Annotated in this window: 18 protein-coding genes; 15 read left to right on the forward strand and 3 right to left on the reverse strand. The window is 69.6% G+C overall.

Features of this window, described 5'->3' with window-relative positions; translation table 11 throughout:
- Positions 1 to 78 precede the first annotated feature (78 nt).
- The 3 genes from CKCBHOJB_RS17095 (at position 79) to CKCBHOJB_RS17105 (ending at position 1,114) form a co-directional block, all read left to right on the forward strand.
- Positions 79 to 333: a DUF2442 domain-containing protein gene (locus CKCBHOJB_RS17095; RefSeq protein ID WP_281049868.1), complete on the forward strand. Its 255-nt coding sequence runs from the start codon at positions 79 to 81 to the stop codon at positions 331 to 333.
- A gap of 152 nt (positions 334 to 485) precedes the next feature.
- The gene (locus CKCBHOJB_RS17100) at positions 486 to 764 is read left to right on the forward strand and encodes a type II toxin-antitoxin system Phd/YefM family antitoxin (RefSeq protein ID WP_281049869.1); all 279 of its coding nucleotides are present in this window, start codon (positions 486 to 488) and stop codon (positions 762 to 764) included.
- 26 nt (positions 765 to 790) lie between these two features.
- A complete protein-coding gene (locus tag CKCBHOJB_RS17105) occupies positions 791 to 1,114 on the forward strand; it encodes a type II toxin-antitoxin system RelE/ParE family toxin (protein ID WP_281049870.1) in 324 nt (107 codons plus the stop codon).
- Positions 1,115 to 1,173: 59 nt separating this feature from the next.
- On the opposite strand, the gene CKCBHOJB_RS17110 is transcribed toward CKCBHOJB_RS17105, so the two are convergent.
- From CKCBHOJB_RS17110 to polA, 3 genes are all read right to left on the reverse strand, one after another.
- Positions 1,174 to 1,743, reverse strand: coding sequence for a Uma2 family endonuclease (locus tag CKCBHOJB_RS17110; RefSeq protein WP_281049871.1), 570 nt, complete (start codon positions 1,741 to 1,743; stop codon positions 1,174 to 1,176).
- 99 nt (positions 1,744 to 1,842) lie between these two features.
- Positions 1,843 to 3,642, reverse strand: coding sequence for a lipid A export permease/ATP-binding protein MsbA (gene msbA, locus CKCBHOJB_RS17115; RefSeq protein WP_281049872.1), 1,800 nt, complete (start codon positions 3,640 to 3,642; stop codon positions 1,843 to 1,845).
- Positions 3,642 to 6,521, reverse strand: coding sequence for a DNA polymerase I (gene polA / locus CKCBHOJB_RS17120; RefSeq protein ID WP_281049873.1), 2,880 nt, complete (start codon positions 6,519 to 6,521; stop codon positions 3,642 to 3,644). The genes msbA and polA overlap by 1 nt, the downstream gene beginning before the upstream one ends.
- Positions 6,522 to 6,605: 84 nt before the next feature.
- Between polA and CKCBHOJB_RS17125 the strand changes: the two genes are divergently transcribed.
- The 12 genes from CKCBHOJB_RS17125 (at position 6,606) to CKCBHOJB_RS17180 (ending at position 15,547) form a co-directional block, all read left to right on the forward strand.
- Positions 6,606 to 7,331, forward strand: a complete 726-nt coding sequence (locus CKCBHOJB_RS17125; RefSeq protein ID WP_281049874.1) for a TIGR00730 family Rossman fold protein — start codon at positions 6,606 to 6,608, stop codon at positions 7,329 to 7,331.
- A 70-nt stretch (positions 7,332 to 7,401) separates the two neighbouring features.
- Complete coding sequence (locus tag CKCBHOJB_RS17130) at positions 7,402 to 7,725, forward strand: DUF2782 domain-containing protein (protein ID WP_281049875.1); 324 nt, start codon at positions 7,402 to 7,404, stop codon at positions 7,723 to 7,725.
- Between the two features lie 71 nt (positions 7,726 to 7,796).
- Positions 7,797 to 8,264 (forward strand): DNA-deoxyinosine glycosylase, encoded by a 468-nt coding sequence (locus tag CKCBHOJB_RS17135; RefSeq protein ID WP_281051717.1) that lies wholly within the window; start codon positions 7,797 to 7,799, stop codon positions 8,262 to 8,264.
- A 31-nt stretch (positions 8,265 to 8,295) separates the two neighbouring features.
- Positions 8,296 to 9,252 (forward strand): homoserine kinase, encoded by a 957-nt coding sequence (locus CKCBHOJB_RS17140; protein WP_281049876.1) that lies wholly within the window; start codon positions 8,296 to 8,298, stop codon positions 9,250 to 9,252.
- 40 nt (positions 9,253 to 9,292) lie between these two features.
- Positions 9,293 to 10,084: a BPSS1780 family membrane protein gene (locus CKCBHOJB_RS17145; protein ID WP_281049877.1), complete on the forward strand. Its 792-nt coding sequence runs from the start codon at positions 9,293 to 9,295 to the stop codon at positions 10,082 to 10,084.
- A gap of 14 nt (positions 10,085 to 10,098) precedes the next feature.
- Positions 10,099 to 10,902 carry a BPSS1780 family membrane protein gene (locus tag CKCBHOJB_RS17150; protein WP_281049878.1) on the forward strand — a complete coding sequence of 268 codons (804 nt, stop codon included), beginning with the start codon at positions 10,099 to 10,101 and terminating at the stop codon, positions 10,900 to 10,902.
- Entirely contained in the window at positions 10,892 to 11,584 is a 693-nt protein-coding gene (gene nadD / locus CKCBHOJB_RS17155; RefSeq protein WP_281049879.1) for a nicotinate-nucleotide adenylyltransferase, read from the forward strand. The genes CKCBHOJB_RS17150 and nadD overlap by 11 nt, the downstream gene beginning before the upstream one ends.
- A 32-nt stretch (positions 11,585 to 11,616) precedes the next feature.
- Positions 11,617 to 11,967: a ribosome silencing factor gene (gene rsfS / locus CKCBHOJB_RS17160; RefSeq protein WP_281049880.1), complete on the forward strand. Its 351-nt coding sequence runs from the start codon at positions 11,617 to 11,619 to the stop codon at positions 11,965 to 11,967.
- Position 11,968: 1 nt separating this feature from the next.
- Positions 11,969 to 12,439, forward strand: coding sequence for a 23S rRNA (pseudouridine(1915)-N(3))-methyltransferase RlmH (rlmH, locus tag CKCBHOJB_RS17165; RefSeq protein ID WP_281049881.1), 471 nt, complete (start codon positions 11,969 to 11,971; stop codon positions 12,437 to 12,439).
- 22 nt (positions 12,440 to 12,461) lie between these two features.
- Complete coding sequence (locus tag CKCBHOJB_RS17170; protein WP_281049882.1) at positions 12,462 to 13,079, forward strand: Maf family protein; 618 nt, start codon at positions 12,462 to 12,464, stop codon at positions 13,077 to 13,079.
- A 13-nt stretch (positions 13,080 to 13,092) separates the two neighbouring features.
- Entirely contained in the window at positions 13,093 to 14,547 is a 1,455-nt protein-coding gene (gene rng / locus CKCBHOJB_RS17175; protein ID WP_281049883.1) for a ribonuclease G, read from the forward strand.
- 55 nt (positions 14,548 to 14,602) lie between these two features.
- On the forward strand, positions 14,603 to 15,547 hold the full coding sequence (locus CKCBHOJB_RS17180) for a prenyltransferase (RefSeq protein ID WP_281049884.1): 945 nt from the start codon (positions 14,603 to 14,605) through the stop codon (positions 15,545 to 15,547).
- Positions 15,548 to 15,630 lie beyond the last annotated feature (83 nt).

Below are 15,630 nucleotides of genomic sequence, written 5' to 3' on the forward strand. Positions count from 1 at the left end.
ATGCTGATTGAGGAGACAGGGTGCCGACGATCTTGCGGGTCGAGGGTTATCGACTATAGGTGTTGAAAGGAGCGTGGGATGCATTCTTTGGCGCATGACACCGATGTGCGGGTGATGAACGTGAGGATCGATGAGACTCGGCTTGAGGTCGACCTCATGGACGGCCGTACGATCGCGGTGCCGCTGGCATGGTACCCACGGCTGGCGAACGCAACGGCCGAACAGCGCAGCCACTGGGAATTGGCCGGAGGCGGGTACGGCATCCACTGGCCGATGATCGATGAGGATTTGAGCACGGAAGGCTTGCTGCGCGGCGCACGGGCACCGCAGTAGTTGTGGCGATCTCTACCGGGCCCGAAAGGCTACGTTTTGGAAACCAACGCATTCAGGGAGAGATCGGGGTCTGACCCCAATTTTCCCCTGCACGTTGCCAAAGACCGAAAAAGGACTATATTCAGTCTCATCTAAGCACCCGGATGGCAGCCATGCGCTACTCGACGCAAGTCAAACCGATCAGCTATCTCAAGGCCCACGCCGCGGAGGTGCTGGTCCAACTGGCCGAATGCCGGGAGCCCCTCGTCATCACCCAGAATGGTGAAGCCAAGGCGGTGCTACAGGACGTGGCCAGTTTTGAGGAAACGCAGGAGACCCTGGCCTTGCTGAAGATCCTGGCGCTGGGCAACCAGGAAGTCGCGGCAGGCAAGGTCAAACCAGCGACCGAGGTCATTGCCCGCCTGCGCTCGAAGCGAGCCAGCGCGGAGTGAGGGAGTCGTCCTCCACGTTCGAGGTCTTGCTCACCGAAGGCGCGGAGCAGGACCTCGAATCGATCTACGACTACATCGCCCAGTTCGACTGTGCAGCGAGCGCCGACTACGTACTCGACCAGCTTGCCAGCGTCATCGAAAGCTTGGCGACGTTTCCCGAGCGCGGCGGCCATCCCAAGGAATTGCTCGCGGTCGGCATCAAGGAGTACCGGCAGACCTCGTTCAAGCCGTACCGGGTGATCTACCGTGTCATGGGCAGGCAGGTCGTGATCTATGTGGTCGCCGATGGCCGGCGCGACATGCAGACGGTGCTTGCACGCAGGTTGTTGAGGGGGGGCGAACGGAGTTGAATCCGGGCTTGCCGTTGAGCAGGGTCATAAGGGGTGCTGGGGTCAGGTCTTGAATTTACTCACAGCTCGACATCCTCATACAACCCATCCAGCGCCAGCTCGACCCCGACGCTTTCGAGTCGGACGACGTCGCCCTCGCCCGCCGGATGCAGTACCCACAGCCCCTCGCTGTTCTTGCGGAAAAGGTCGGCGTGCTTGCGGTCCTGCTCGATGAGCAGGTATTCCTGCAGGGTGTCGATCTGCTGGTAGAGCTCGAACTTGCGGCCGCGGTCGAAGGCGGCGGTGGAGTCGGAGAGGACCTCGATGATCAGGGCCGGATGCTGCTTGGCGAGGCTGGCCTCGGGCTGGCGGTCGCGCGCATCGCAGGTGACGAAGACGTCGGGGTAGAAGACCGCGTCGGCGCGGTCGATGCGCAGCTTCATGCCGGAGACGAAGGCGCGGCAGGGCTTGCCGGAGAGGGTGGCTTTGAGACTCGTCGCCGTGTTGAGGAGGATCGTGTAATGCGCATCCGTACCGCCGGACATGGCGAACACCTCGCCGGCGAGATACTCGTGGCGTTCGGGCTGATCCTCTTCCCACGCCATGTAGGCGGCGACGTCGAATTCGGGCTTGGTCTTGGGCAGGGCCATGGCGCGTACTCCTTGTGTCGGCTGAGAATAGCCGGTCGATACAGCGGGCTCAAGCTGCGGGTCGGCCATTCCGGCCAAGCCTGCTTCCGCATCCACGGCTCAGGCCAGTCCCTGCTCCTCCCCCATCGCCTGCAGTCGTGCATACGCCCCACCCCGCGCCACCAGCTCCGCATGCGTCCCGCGCTCGACGATCCGCCCGGCCTCCATCACCAGGATCTGATCCGCCTTCTCGATCGTCGATAGCCGGTGCGCGATGACGATGGTCGTGCGCCCCGCCATCAGGCGCTCGATGGCGGCCTGGATGAGGCGCTCGGATTCGGTGTCGAGCGCGGAGGTCGCCTCGTCGAGGATAAGGATCGGCGCGTTCTTCAGCAGTGCGCGCGCGATCGCCAGGCGCTGGCGCTGGCCGCCGGAGAGCAGCACGCCGTTCTCGCCGATCTCGGTGTCGAAGCCCTGCGGCAGGCGGTCGATGAACTCGCGGGCGTTGGCAGCCTCGGCGGCGGCGACGATCTCGTCGCGGCTGGCGCCGGCCAGTTCGCCGTAGGCGATGTTCTCGGCCACGGTGCCGTTGAAGAGCGTGACCTGCTGAGTGACGAGCGCGATGTGGTGGCGCAGGTTGGCCAGCGTGTAGTCCTCGACCGGCACGCCATCGACCAGCAGCCGGCCCTCGTCATGCTGGTAGAAGCGCGGGATGAGGTTGGCCAGCGTCGACTTGCCGCTGCCGGACCTGCCGACCAGCGCGATCATCTGCCCGGGTTCGGCCTTGAAGTCTATGCCGTGCAGGGCGCGCCCTTCCGCGCCGGGGTAGCCGAAGCCCAGCCCCTGCGCCTCGACGCGGCCGGCGACGCGCTCGCGCTCGACCGTGCCGGTGTCGGGCTCGGGCGCCTCGTCGAGCTGCTCGAAGATGCTGTCGGCCGCCGCCACGCCGCGCTGGATGCGTGCGCTGACCCCGCCCAGCAACTGGATCGCGCGCGGCAGCAGGCCGGCGGCGGTGATGTAGGCGACCACGTCGCCGGCCGAGGCGTCGCCGCGCACCTTGAGCACGGTGAATAGCAGCAGGCCCATCGACGAATACACGATCAGGTGCATCAATGCAGAGAAAGTCTCCTGCGTGCGCACCATCTTGAGCTGGCGCTTGGTGTTGTCGCGGCTCGCCTTGACGAAGCGCGCGCGCTCGTAGCCCTCGCCGCCGAAGCTGCGCACCACGCGGTAGCCCTGGATGGTCTCGGAAGCGACGTGGGTGACCTCGCCCATCGAGATCTGGATGTTCTTCGACAGGCGGCGGAACTTGCGGCTGGCGTTGGACACCAGCCAGGCGATCGCCGGCAGCACCACGAGCAGGGTCAGCGTCAGGCGCCAGTTCATCCACAGCAGGTAGCCGAGCAGCGCGACGACGGTGAGGCCCTCGCGGAACAGGATCTTCACCGCGTCGGTGGCGGCGTCGGTCACCATCGACACGTTGTAGGTGAGCTTGGAGACCAGGTGGCCGGAGTTGTGCGCGTCGTAGAAGCGGTTGGGCAGCACCAGGAAGCTGCCGAAGAGCTGGGTGCGCAGGTCGTGGATGAGGCCGAGCGAGACGCGCGAGATGCCGTAGTTGCCGAGGAAGGTGCCGAGGCCTTCGAGCAGCGCGATGACCACGATCATGACCGGGATGGCGAAGATCAGGTCGAGCGCGTCGAGCCAGGGCAGGCCGGTGGCGATCGGCGCATCGGGCGCGGCGAGGCCGTCGATGAAGTACTTGAGCACGCTCGCCAGCGCCGCCTTGCAGGCGCCGGCGATCGCGAAACCGAGGATGCTGAGCGCGAAGTAGCCGAGGAAGGGCCGCGTGTAGCCGAGCAGGCGCAGGTAGACCTTCATGCTGCTGGCGGGCGGCTTCTCCGCGAGCGCCGGCGCCGTCATCAGTGCGCCTCGTCCCAGTTGTCGCCGGCGCCGACTTCGACCAGCAGCGGCACCTTCAGCGCCGCCACGCCGCCCATCAGCCTGGGCAGCTCGGCGCGGATGGTGTCGAGCTCGGCCTTGGGCACCTCCAGCACCAGTTCGTCGTGCACCTGCAGCACGAGCTTCGACTTCAGGCCGGATGTCGCGAGCCAGGCGTCGGTGGCGATCATCGCCTTCTTGATCAGATCCGCCGCCGTGCCCTGCATCGGCGCGTTGATCGCGGCGCGCTCGGCGCCGGCGCGGCGGCCGGCCTGGCTGGCGCGGATGTCGGGCAGGTACAGGCGGCGGCCGAACACGGTCTCGACGAAGCCCTGCTCGCGCGCCTCGGCGCGGGTGCGGTCCATGTACGCGGCGACACCGGGGTAGCGCGCGAAGTAGCGGTCGATCCAGCTCTGCGCCGCGGCGCGCTCGATGCCGAGGTTCTTCGCCAGGCCGTGCGCGCTCATGCCGTAGATGAGGCCGAAGTTGATCACCTTGGCGTAGCGGCGCTGCTCGCTGGTGACCTCGGCCGGCGCCACCCCGAAGACCTCGCCGGCGGTGGCGCGGTGCACGTCCTCGCCCTTCGCGAAAGCCTCGAGCAGGCGGGCGTCGTCCGACAGGTGGGCCATGATGCGCAGCTCGATCTGCGAGTAGTCGGCCGAGACGATGAGGTGGTCGCGCGGCGCGATGAAGGCGGCGCGGATGCGGCGGCCTTCGGGCGTGCGGATCGGGATGTTCTGCAGGTTGGGCTCGGAGCTCGACAGCCGGCCGGTGACCGCGGTGGCCTGCGAGAAGCTGGTGTGCACGCGGCCGGTCTTCGGGTCGACCATGCGCGGCAGCTTGTCGGCGTAGGTGCTCTTCAACTTGGACAGGCTGCGGTGCTCGAGCAGCAGCTTGGGCAGCGGGTAGTCCTCGGCGAGCTTCTCCAGCACCTCCTCGTCGGTCGAGGGCTGACCGGTGGCGGTCTTCTTGACCACCGGCAGGCCGAGCTTGCCGAACAGGATCTCGCCGAGCTGCTTGGGCGAGCCGAGGTTGAAGGGCTGGCCGGCGAGCGCGTGCGCTTCGCCTTCGAGCGCGTGCAGGCGGCGGCCGAGTTCCTCGGAGTGCTGGCTGAGCAGGAAGGGGTCGATCAGTACCCCGGTGCGCTCCATGCGCTGCAACACGCCCAGCACCGGCATCTCGAGCTCGCGGTAGAGCGCCTCGAGCTGCGGCAGGGCCTGCAGCTGCGGGAACAGGTGGCGATGCAGGCGCAGGGTGACGTCGGCGTCCTCGGCGGCGTACTCGGTGGCGCGCGCGACGTCCACCTCGTCGAAGCCGATCTGCTTGGCGCCCTTGCCGCACACGTCGGTGTAGGGGATCGTCGCGAGGCCGAGGTGGCGCCTGGCGAGCGAATCCATGTCGTGCGACTTGTCGGATTCGAGCACGTAGGATTCGAGCAGGGTGTCGTGGGCGATGCCGCCAAGCCGGATGCCGTGGTTGGCAAGCACGTGGGCGTCGTACTTGAGGTTCTGGCCGAGCTTGGCGTGCTGGTCGGACTCCAGCCAGGGCCCGAGCTTGTCCAGCACCTCGTTCAGAGGTAGCTGTGCTGGCGCGTCGGCGGCGCGGTGCACGAGCGGCAGGTAGGCGGCCTCGCCCGGCTCGACCGAGAAGGACATCCCGACCAGCTTCGCCGCCATCGGGTCGAGGCTGGTGGTTTCGGTGTCGAAGGCGGTGAGTTCGGCGGCGGTGATCCTTGCCAGCCAGGCATCGAAAGTCGGCCAGTCGAGGATGGCGACATAGCCCTTGCGGTGCGCGCCGGGCGGGTCGTCTGAGATACGCGCCTCCGAGTTCGCGGCTTCCGCCGCTCCCACAGAAGCATCGGAAACTGGGGTCTGTCCCCTATTTCCCACAGAAGCATCGGAAGTTGGGGTCTGTCCCCTGTTGCCGTCGGCGCCGGCCCGCCCCGCTGTGGGAGCGGCGGAAGCCGCGAAGCGGCGCGAATCGGTCGCGGCCTTCGATGCCGCCACGCTCTCCGCCCCGCCATCCAGATCCTTCAGCCACGACTTGAACTCGAAGCGCTCGTACAGCGCCCTCAGCGCCGCCTTGTCGTCCTCGCGCGCGGGCAGCTCGTCCAGCGCCACAGGCAGCTCGACATCGGTCGCCACCGTCACCAGCTTCTTGCCGAGCGGCAGGAAATCCAGGTGCCGGCGCAGGTTCTCGCCGACCTTGCCGCCGACCTTGTCGGCATTGGCGACCAGATTGTCGAGGGTGCCGTATTCGGTGAGCCACTTCACCGCGGTCTTGGGTCCGCACTTCTCCACCCCGGGCACGTTGTCCACGGTGTCGCCGACGAGCGCGAGGTAATCGACGATGCGCTCGGGCGGCACGCCGAACTTGGCCTCCACGCCGGCCTCGTCCAGCACCTCCTCGCTCATGGTGTTGACCCAGCGCACCCCGGGACGCACGAGCTGGGTGAGGTCCTTGTCGCCGGTCGAGATCACCACTTCCCAGCCGCGCTCGAGCGCCTGGCGGGTGAGCGTGCCGATGACGTCGTCGGCCTCCACGCCCTCCACCGCCAGCAGCGGCCAGCCCTCGGCCTGCACCGCCTCGTGCAGCGGCGCGATCTGCGCGCGCAGGTCGTCGGGCATGGGCGGGCGGTGCGACTTGTATTCCGGATACCAGTCGTCGCGGAAGGTCTTGCCCTTGGCGTCGAAGACGCAGGCGCGAAATTCTGCCTTGTAGTCGCTTTCCAGCCGCCTTAGCATCGACAGCACCCCCCGGATCGCGCCCGTCGGCTCGCCCTGCGCATTACGAAGGTCGGGCAGCGCATGGAAGGCGCGATAGAGATAGCTGGAGCCGTCGACGAGCAGCAGGGTGGGCATCTTGTGGAACATCCTTGCGGGAAACCGGGCGGGCCGCGCCGCACTCGAAACACCGTGGGCCCCATCCCTGAACACGAGAACAACATGACCGCGAAAGAAAAACTCCCCCGCAGCGTGCCGGACAGCACGACGCCGCGTTACAACGCGCGCGAGTCCTGGCGGATCTTCGGGATTATGGCAGAGTTCGTGGAGGCGACCGAACGCCTGTCCGCGATCCGCCCGGCGGTGTCGATCTTCGGCAGCGCGCGCACCCCGCCCGACCACATGTACTACATGCTCGCCGAGCAGATCGCCCGCCTGCTGTCGGACTCGGGCTTCGCGGTGATCTCCGGCGGCGGCCCGGGCATCATGGAGGCGGCCAACAAGGGCGCCTTCTTCGGCAAGAGCCCGTCGGTGGGGCTCAACATCCAGCTGCCGCTGGAACAGGCGGCCAATCCCTACCAGGACATCTCGCAGACCTTCCAGCACTTCTTCGCGCGCAAGTTCATGTTCGTGAAGTTCGCCACCGCCTACGTGGTGATGCCGGGCGGCTTCGGCACGCTCGACGAGCTGCTCGAGGCGATGACCCTGGTGCAGACCAGGAAAAGCCGCAAGATCCCGATCATCCTGGTGCACCGCCCGTTCTGGCAGGGCCTGCTCGACTGGCTGCGCGACCGCCTGGTCGCCGAGGGCATGATCAACCGCGAGGACCTCGACCTGGTGCAGGTCATCGACAAGCCCGAGGAGGTGGTCGAGGCCATCTTCAAGCACTACGAGCGCCGCGGCTTCCAGCCCCTGCCGGCCGAGCGCGAGATGATGCTGAACCTGTGAGCGCCCGCTTCCGCAGGCGCGGCCGAAGCCGCGAAAACGGCTAGAATCGAGGCCTGATCAGGAGAACATCATGCGCCGCACCCTCATCGCCCTGTTGCTGGCCGCCGCCGCGCCGGCCTTCGCCCAGCAGCCCGCCGGTCTCGAACCGATTCCCGAGCCGCCGCCGATGCCGGCCGAGGGCGCCGCGGTCGACGAGCCCGAGGTCACCATCGTCAAGCGCGGCGAGGACACCGTGACCGAGTACCGCATCCGCGGCAAGCTCTACATGGTCAAGGTGACGCCACCGCACGGCGTGCCCTACTACCTGATCGACAAGGAAGGCAACGGCCAGATGGTGCGCGACGACGCGGCGCCCAATCTCGCGGTGCCGATGTGGGTGATCAAGTCCTGGTGAGCACGGCCCTCGCCTGCCGCAGCTTCGAGCCGGTGTTCCGCGCCGACGCGCGGGTGCTCGTGCTCGGCAGCATGCCGGGCGCGGCCTCGCTCGCTGCGGCCGAGTACTACGCCCACCCGCGCAACGCCTTCTGGCCGATCATGGGCGCGCTGTTCGGCGCCGGCCTGGCGCTGCCCTACGCCGAACGCCTGCTGCGCCTGAAGGCCGCCGGCGTCGCGCTGTGGGACGTGATCGCCGCCTGCGAGCGCCCGGGCAGCCTGGACAGCGCGATCGCCCCCGCCAGCGTCCAGGCCAACGACTTCGCACGGCTGTTCCGCGACTGCCCGCACATCGGCCACGTGTTCTTCAACGGCACCGCCGCCGAGACCGCCTTCCGCCGCCACGTGCGCGGACGCATCGCGCTGCCGGCGCTGCACTTCACCCGCCTGCCCTCGACCAGCCCCGCGCACGCCGCGCGCGGCTTCGAGGCCAAGCTCGCCGCCTGGCAGGCGGTGAAGGCCGCCGCCGGCCACCACACCCCGGCCGCGCAGGCCGCCTGATCCGCTTCAACCGCCCCGCCCCGGAGCCCGCATGTCCGTCTTCACCCCCGTCCCCGAATCCGTGCTCGCCGAATGGCTCAAGGACTATGCCGTCGGCCGCCTGGTCGAGCTCAAGGGCATTTCCGCCGGGGTGCAGAACAGCAACTTCTTCGTCACCACCACGCTCGGGCGCTATGTGCTGACCCTGTTCGAGGACATGTCGCGCGCCGAGCTGCCCTACTACCTGCACCTGATGGCGCATCTCGCGCGCCACGGCCTGCCGGTGCCGGGCCCGATCGCCAACCGCGACAACGAATACCTCGGCACCCTGCAGGAACGCCCCGCGGCGCTGGTCGTGCGCCTGTCGGGCAGCTCGGAGATGAACCCCGGCCTGGCGCACTGCGGGAAGGTCGGCGCCATGCTCGCCGGCCTGCACCTGGCCGGCCAGTCCTACGGCCGCCGCCAGGAGAACCCGCGCGGCGCCGGCTGGCGCGCCGCCACCGCCGAGGTCGTGCGCCCCTTCCTGCCCGCCGACGAGCAGGCCCTGCTCGACGCCGAGATCGCCAGCCAGGCGACCATCGACCCCGACGCCCTGCCCTGCGGCGCGATCCACGCCGACCTCTTCCGCGACAACGTGCTGTGGGACACCGAGGCCGACGGCAGCGTGCGCATCGGCGGCGTGATCGACTTCTACTTCGCCGGCTACGACGCCCTGCTGTTCGACGTCGCGGTCACCGTCAACGACTGGTGCTCGACCCCGGACGGCGGCCTGGACGCGGCGCGCAGCGCGGCGCTGCTCGACGCCTACCATGCCGAGCGCCCCTTCACCGACACCGAGCGCGCCGCCTGGCCGGCGATGCTGCGCGCCGCCGCGCTGCGCTTCTGGCTGTCGCGCGCGGCCGACTTCCACCTGCCGCGCGCCGGCGAGATGGTGCTGGTGAAGGACCCCGACGAGTACCGCGACATCCTGCGCCTGCGCGGCGCCGGCGTGCCGCCGCTGCCGCGCTGACGCGCCGCACGCCGTCGTCGACGAACCGATCGAAGCCGCCATGAACCACGCCCCGCGCCCGCCCCATCCGCCCCCGCCCGCCCCCGGCGACGTCGCCCCCGGCCACGCCCTCAACTGGCTGGCCGAGGGCTGGCGCCTGTTCATGAAGGCGCCCGCGCAGTGGGTCATCCAGGCGTTGATCTTCTTCGTGATCATCGCCGCGCTCGGCATGCTGCCCTTCCTCGGCTGGGCGGCGGCGCCGGTGGCGCTGCCGGTGCTGGTGGCGGGCATGCTGTCGGGCGCGCAGGCGGTGGACCGCGGCGAGCCGCTGCGCATCGACGCGCTCTTCGACGGCGTCCGCCGCCACGCCGGCAACCTGCTGCTGGTCGGCGCCTTCCACCTGCTCGGCCTGCTGCTGGCGGCGATGGTGGCCGCGGCGATCGGCGGCAGCGCCGCGCTCACCGGCATGGCGGTGGGGGCAATGGCCGGCATGGGCATGACCGCGGGCGGCATGATGCTGGGCGTGGTCGCGTTCACCGTGCTGTGGGCGCTGCTGATGATGGCGCTGTGGTTCGCCCCGGCGCTGGTGATGCTGCACGAGGTCGCGCCGCTCGACGCCATGAAGCTGTCGGCGCGCGCCTGCGTGCACAACCTGCTCGCCTTCATCGTCCTCGCCGCCCTGCTCTACGTCGGCGTGTGGGTGGCGATGATCCCCGCCGGGCTGGGCATGCTGGTGCTGATCCCGGTGATCGCCGGCGCGCTCTACGCCGCGTGGAAGGAGACCTTCTCGCCGCTGCTGCCGGCGCCCCCCGACCCCGGGCCCGCGCCTGCGGACGAGCCGCCCGAAACCTGATCCGATCCGACCGAATGCAAGCACAACAACTCCCGATGGCGCGCGGCTGGGCCTGGCTGCGCGAAGGCCTGCAACTGTGGCGCCGCAATCCGGCGCTGATCACCTTCGCCACCTTCGGCTACCTGCTGTCCATCGTCGTGATCAGCCTGGTGCCGCTGCTCGGCCAGCTCGTCGCCTCGCTGCTGATGCCGGCGCTGTCGGTGGGCGTGCTCAACGCCTGCCGCGCCACCGACGCCGGGCGCAAGGTCGGGCCGGACGTGCTGTTCTCCGGCTTCAAGACCAACCTGCCGGCCCTGATCGCGATCGGCGGCCTGTATCTGGCCGCGACGCTCGTCGTGCTGCTGCTCGTGTCGCTGGTCGACGACGGCAGCCTGGCCGTGGTGATGCGCGGCGACGAGATCGAGCCGCAGATCGGCGGCGACTCCGCGCTCGGCTTCACGCTGATGGTCGGCCTGCTGCTGTCCACGCCGGTGATGATGGCCTACTGGTTCGCGCCCGCGCTCGCCGGGTGGTGGAAGGTGCCCGCGCCCAAGGCGATGTTCTTCAGCTTCTACGCCTGCCTGCGCAACTGGCGCCCCTTCCTCGCCTACGCGATCGGGCTGGCGATCTTCGGCGCCATCCTGCCCGGCATCCTGATCGGCGTGCTCGGCCTGCTCTCGCCCACGCTCGGCAGCCTCGCCTCGCTGCCGATCCCGCTGATCATCCTGCCGGTGATCTTCGCCAGCTTCTACACCACCACGCGCGACGTCTTCGGCCTGCCCGACGGCCAGCCGCCGCGCACCCCCGAGGCCGCGGCGGACGAACGCGATGGCGGCTGAGCACCCGCTGCCGGCCGCGGCGGACGAACTGCCGCTCGGCGTGCTCGGCGGCACCTTCGATCCCATCCACCTCGGCCACCTGCGCCTGGCCGAGGAGGCGCGCGAAGCGCTCGGCCTCGGCGGCCTGCGCCTGATCCCCGCCGGCCGGCCGCCGCACCGCGGCGAGCCCGGCAGCACGCCGGAAGATCGCCTGGCGATGGCCCGGCGCGCGATCGCCGGCAACCCGGCGCTGCAGATCGACGACGGCGAGGTGCGCGCGCAGCAGAAGAGCTACACCGTGCTGACGCTGGAGCGCCTGCGCGCCGAACTCGGGCCGCAGCGCCCGCTGGTGCTGATCCTCGGCGCCGACGCCTTCGAAGGCCTGCCCACCTGGCACCGGTGGACCGAGCTCTTCGCCCTCGCCCACATCGCGGTCGCCAACCGCCCCGGCTACGCGCCCCACGGCCGGCGCTGGCCGGCCACGCTGTCGCCCGAACTGGACGCCGCCTGCCGCGACCGCCACACCGCAGACCCCGCCGCGCTGCGCGCCGCGCCCGCCGGCCGCGTGATCCCCTTCGACATGACGCCGCTGGCGATCTCGGCCTCGCTGATCCGCGATCTGGTGCGCAACGGCCACAGCGCGCGTTATTTGCTGCCCGATTCCGTTCTCGACTATATTGCCGCGCACCATCTCTACCGCTGAGCGGCTCCTCGCCCAGCCTCATCAGGAAGCACATGGACACCCCCTCCCTCGAAAAGATCGTCGTCGCCGCGCTGGAAGACATCAAGGCGCGCGACATCGAAGTCATCGACACCTCGAAGCACACCCCGCTGTTCGACCGCATCGTCATCGCCAGCGCCGAATCCGGCCGGCAGACGCGCGCGCTGGCGCAGAACGTCCACGACAAGGTCAAGGAAGCCGGCGGCGAGATCATCGGCACCGAAGGCCAGGAGACCGGCGAATGGGTGCTGGTCGACCTCGGCAACATCGTCGTCCACGTGATGCAGCCCGCGGTGCGCGCGCACTACAAGCTCGAGGAACTGTGGAGCACGCCGCCGGCCAGCCGCCGCAGCGCCGCGCACTGAGATGAAGCTCTTCGTCGTCGCCGTCGGCCACCGCATGCCGGGCTGGGTCGAGGCCGGCTTCGACGAGTTCGCCCGCCGCATGCCGCGCGAGCTGCCGCTGCAGCTCGTCGAGGTGAAGGCCGAGCCGCGCACCAGCGGCAAGACGGTGGAGGCGATGATGACGGCCGAGGCCGCGCGCATCGAGGCCGCGCTGCCGCCGCGCTGCCGGCGGGTGATCCTCGACGAGCGCGGCGCCGATCTCGGCACGATGGCCCTGTCGCGCCGGCTCGAGGCCTGGCAGGGCGAAGGCCAGGACGTGGCGCTGATCGTCGGCGGCCCGGACGGCCTGGCGCCGCAGTTCAAGGCCTCGGCGCACGAGGCGATCCGCCTCTCCAGCCTGACCCTGCCCCACGCCCTGGTGCGCCCGCTGCTGGCCGAGGCGCTGTACCGCGCCTGGTCGGTGCTGCGCAACCACCCCTACCACCGCGAGTAGCCGCCCTGCCCGAAACCCGTCCATGACCGTCACCCCACGCATCTATCTCGCCTCGAAGAGCCCGCGCCGCCGCGAACTGCTGCGCCAGATCGGCGTCAATTTCGATGTCCTCACCTTCCGCGCCGGCGCGCGGGGCGACGATGCCGACGTCGATGAGACCCCGCTCGCAGGCGAGGCGGTGGATCACTACGTCGAGCGCCTCGCGCTCGCCAAGGCCGAGGCCGGCGTACGCCGGGTGCTGTGGCGCCGGCTGCTGGCGCGACCGGTGCTGGCCGCCGACACCACGCTCGAACTCGACGGCGAGATCATCGGCAAGCCGATTGACTCCGCCGATGCGCACGCCATCCTCGCCCGCCTGTCCGGCCGCCAGCACCGCGTGCTGACCGCGGTCGCGATCAGCGACGGCGAGCGCACCCGCAGCCGGCTGTCGGTCAGCGAGGTGCGCTTCCGCACCCTGTCCGAGCACGACATCCGCCGCTACGTCGCCACCGGCGAGCCGATGGACAAGGCCGGCGCCTACGGCATCCAGGGCCACGCTGCGGTCTTCATCGAGGAGATCCGCGGCAGCTACTCCGGGATCATGGGGCTGCCGCTGTTCGAGACCGCGGCCCTGCTCGAAATCTTCGGTTATCCGGTATGAGCGCGCCCCAGCCATGAGCATCGAATTCCTCATCAACTTCACCCCGCAGGAAACCCGCGTCGCGCTCGTCGAGCAGGGCGTGGTGCAGGAACTGCACGTCGAACGCACCGCCAGCCGCGGCATCGTCGGCAACATCTACCTCGGCAAGGTGGTGCGCGTGCTGCCCGGCATGCAGTCGGCCTTCGTCGACATCGGCCTGGAGCGCACCGCCTTCCTGCACGTGGCCGACATCTGGAGCGACCGCCAGGCCGGCGAGACCGCGCGCCCGATCGAGCGCATCCTCGCCGAGGGCCAGAGCCTGATGGTGCAGGTGCTGAAGGACCCGATCGGCACCAAGGGCGCGCGCCTGTCGACGCAGATCAGCCTCGCCGGGCGGCTGCTGGTCTACCTGCCCCAGGAAAAGCACATCGGCATCTCGCAGCGCATCGAGGACGAGGCCGAGCGCGAGGCCCTGCGCGCCCGCCTCACCGCGCTGGTGCCGGAGGACGAGCCGGGCGGCTTCATCGTGCGCACGATGGCGGAGTCGGCCTCGGACGAGGAGCTCGCCGCCGACATCGCCTACCTGCGCAAGCTGTGGGCCGAGATCTCCGGTTCGACGGTGGGCCTGTTCCCGCCCAGGGTGCTGCACGAGGACCTGGGCCTGGGCCAGCGCACGCTGCGCGACCTGGTCACCGACGAGACCGCGCGCATCCGCGTCGACTCGCGGGAGAACTTCCAGAAGCTCACCGCCTTCGCGCAGGAATACACGCCCAAGGTGCTGCCGCTGCTCGAGCACTACAGCGGCGAGCGCCCGCTGTTCGAGCTCTACAACGTGGAAGAGGAGATCCAGAAGGCGCTCGCCCGCCGCGTGGACCTCAAGTCCGGCGGCTACCTGATCATCGACCAGACCGAGGCGATGACCACGGTGGATGTGAACACCGGCGGCTTCGTCGGCGCGCGCAACTTCGACGACACCATCTTCAAGACCAACCTCGAGGCCAGCCAGGCGATCGCCCGCCAGCTCCGGCTGCGCAACCTCGGCGGCATCATCATCATCGACTTCATCGACATGGAGAACGTCGAGCACCGCGAGATGGTGCTGGAGGAGTTCCGCAAGGCGCTGGCGCGCGACCACACCAAGATGACGATCAACGGCTTCACCGCGCTCGGCCTGGTGGAGATGACGCGCAAGCGCACCCGCGAGTCGCTCGCCCACCTGCTGTGCGAGCCCTGCCCGACCTGCAGCGGCCGCGGCGAGGTCAAGACCGCGCGCACGGTGGCCTACGAGATCCTGCGCGAGCTGCTGCGCGAGGCGCGCCAGTTCAACGCCAAGGAGTTCCGCGTGCTCGCCGCGCCCAACGTCATCGACCTCTTCCTCGACGAGGAGAGCCAGTCGCTGGCGATGCTGTCCGACTTCATCGGCAAGAAGGTGTCGCTCCACGCCGAGGGCAGCTACACCCAGGAACAATACGACATCGTGCTGCTGTGAATCCTTCGCCTGCCACCTGCCCCGCGCCGCGATCCCTGACGGCACCCTGCCCGCGATGAGCGCGCTGCATTCGGCCGAACCGCGCCCGGAGCGCTTCGGCAATGCCTTCGCGCGCTGCTTCGCCGCCACCCGGCCCGCCTTCCTGGCGGTGACCCTGGTCGGCTGCCTGCTCGGCATCGCCAGCGCCCATGCCGGCGGGGTGGCGATCGACGTCCCGCGCGCGCTGCTCACCGTGCTGCTGGCACTGATGGCCCACGCCGGCGGCAACGTGGTCAATGACTACCACGACGCGCTCAGCGGCGCCGACGATGCCAACCGCGAGCGCCTGTTCCCCTTCACCGGCGGCAGCCGCTTCATCCAGAACGGCGTGCATAGCGCGCGCCAGACCGCGCTCCTCGGCTACGGCCTGCTCGCCGCGGTGGTGCCGGGCGGGCTGTGGCTGAGCTGGCAGGCGGGGCCGGGCCTGGTGCTGATCGGGCTGGCGGGGCTGGTGCTGGGCTGGGCGTATTCGGCGCCGCCGCTCAAGCTGGTGAGCCGCGGCTGCGGCGAGCTCGTCATCGCCGCCTGCTGGCTGCTGGTGGTGGTGGGCGCGGACTTCGTGCAGCGCGGCGCCTTCGACCTGCTGCCGGTGGCGGCCGGGCTGTCCTATGCGCTGCTGGTCGCGAACCTGCTGTTCATCAACCAGTTCCCCGACCACGACGGCGACGCCGCCAGCGGCAAGCGCACCCTGGTCGTGCGCCTCGGCCCGCAGACCGCGAAGTGGGGCTACCTGCTGATCGCCATCGTCGCCCACGCCTGGCTGATCCTGATGGTCGCCAACGAGGTGCTGCCGCAGAAGACCGCCGCCGCGGCGCTGACCGTCGCCCTGGCCTTCCCCGCCGGGCGCGACCTGCTCGAGTACGCCTCGCGGCCGGCCGAGCTCGCGCCCGCGATCAAGCGCACCATCGCCGCCGCGCTGGCGCACGGGATCGTCCTGACCGGCGTGCTCGCCTTCGCCTGAATCAACGCCCCCACGACGCAGCGCGCCCAGATCCAGCGTGGGAGCGGCGGCAGCCGCGAAATCGGCGATAGAAAAGCCACAGC

This window comes from Thauera sp. GDN1, from assembly GCF_029223545.1.
Classification (GTDB): Bacteria; Pseudomonadota; Gammaproteobacteria; order Burkholderiales; family Rhodocyclaceae; genus Thauera.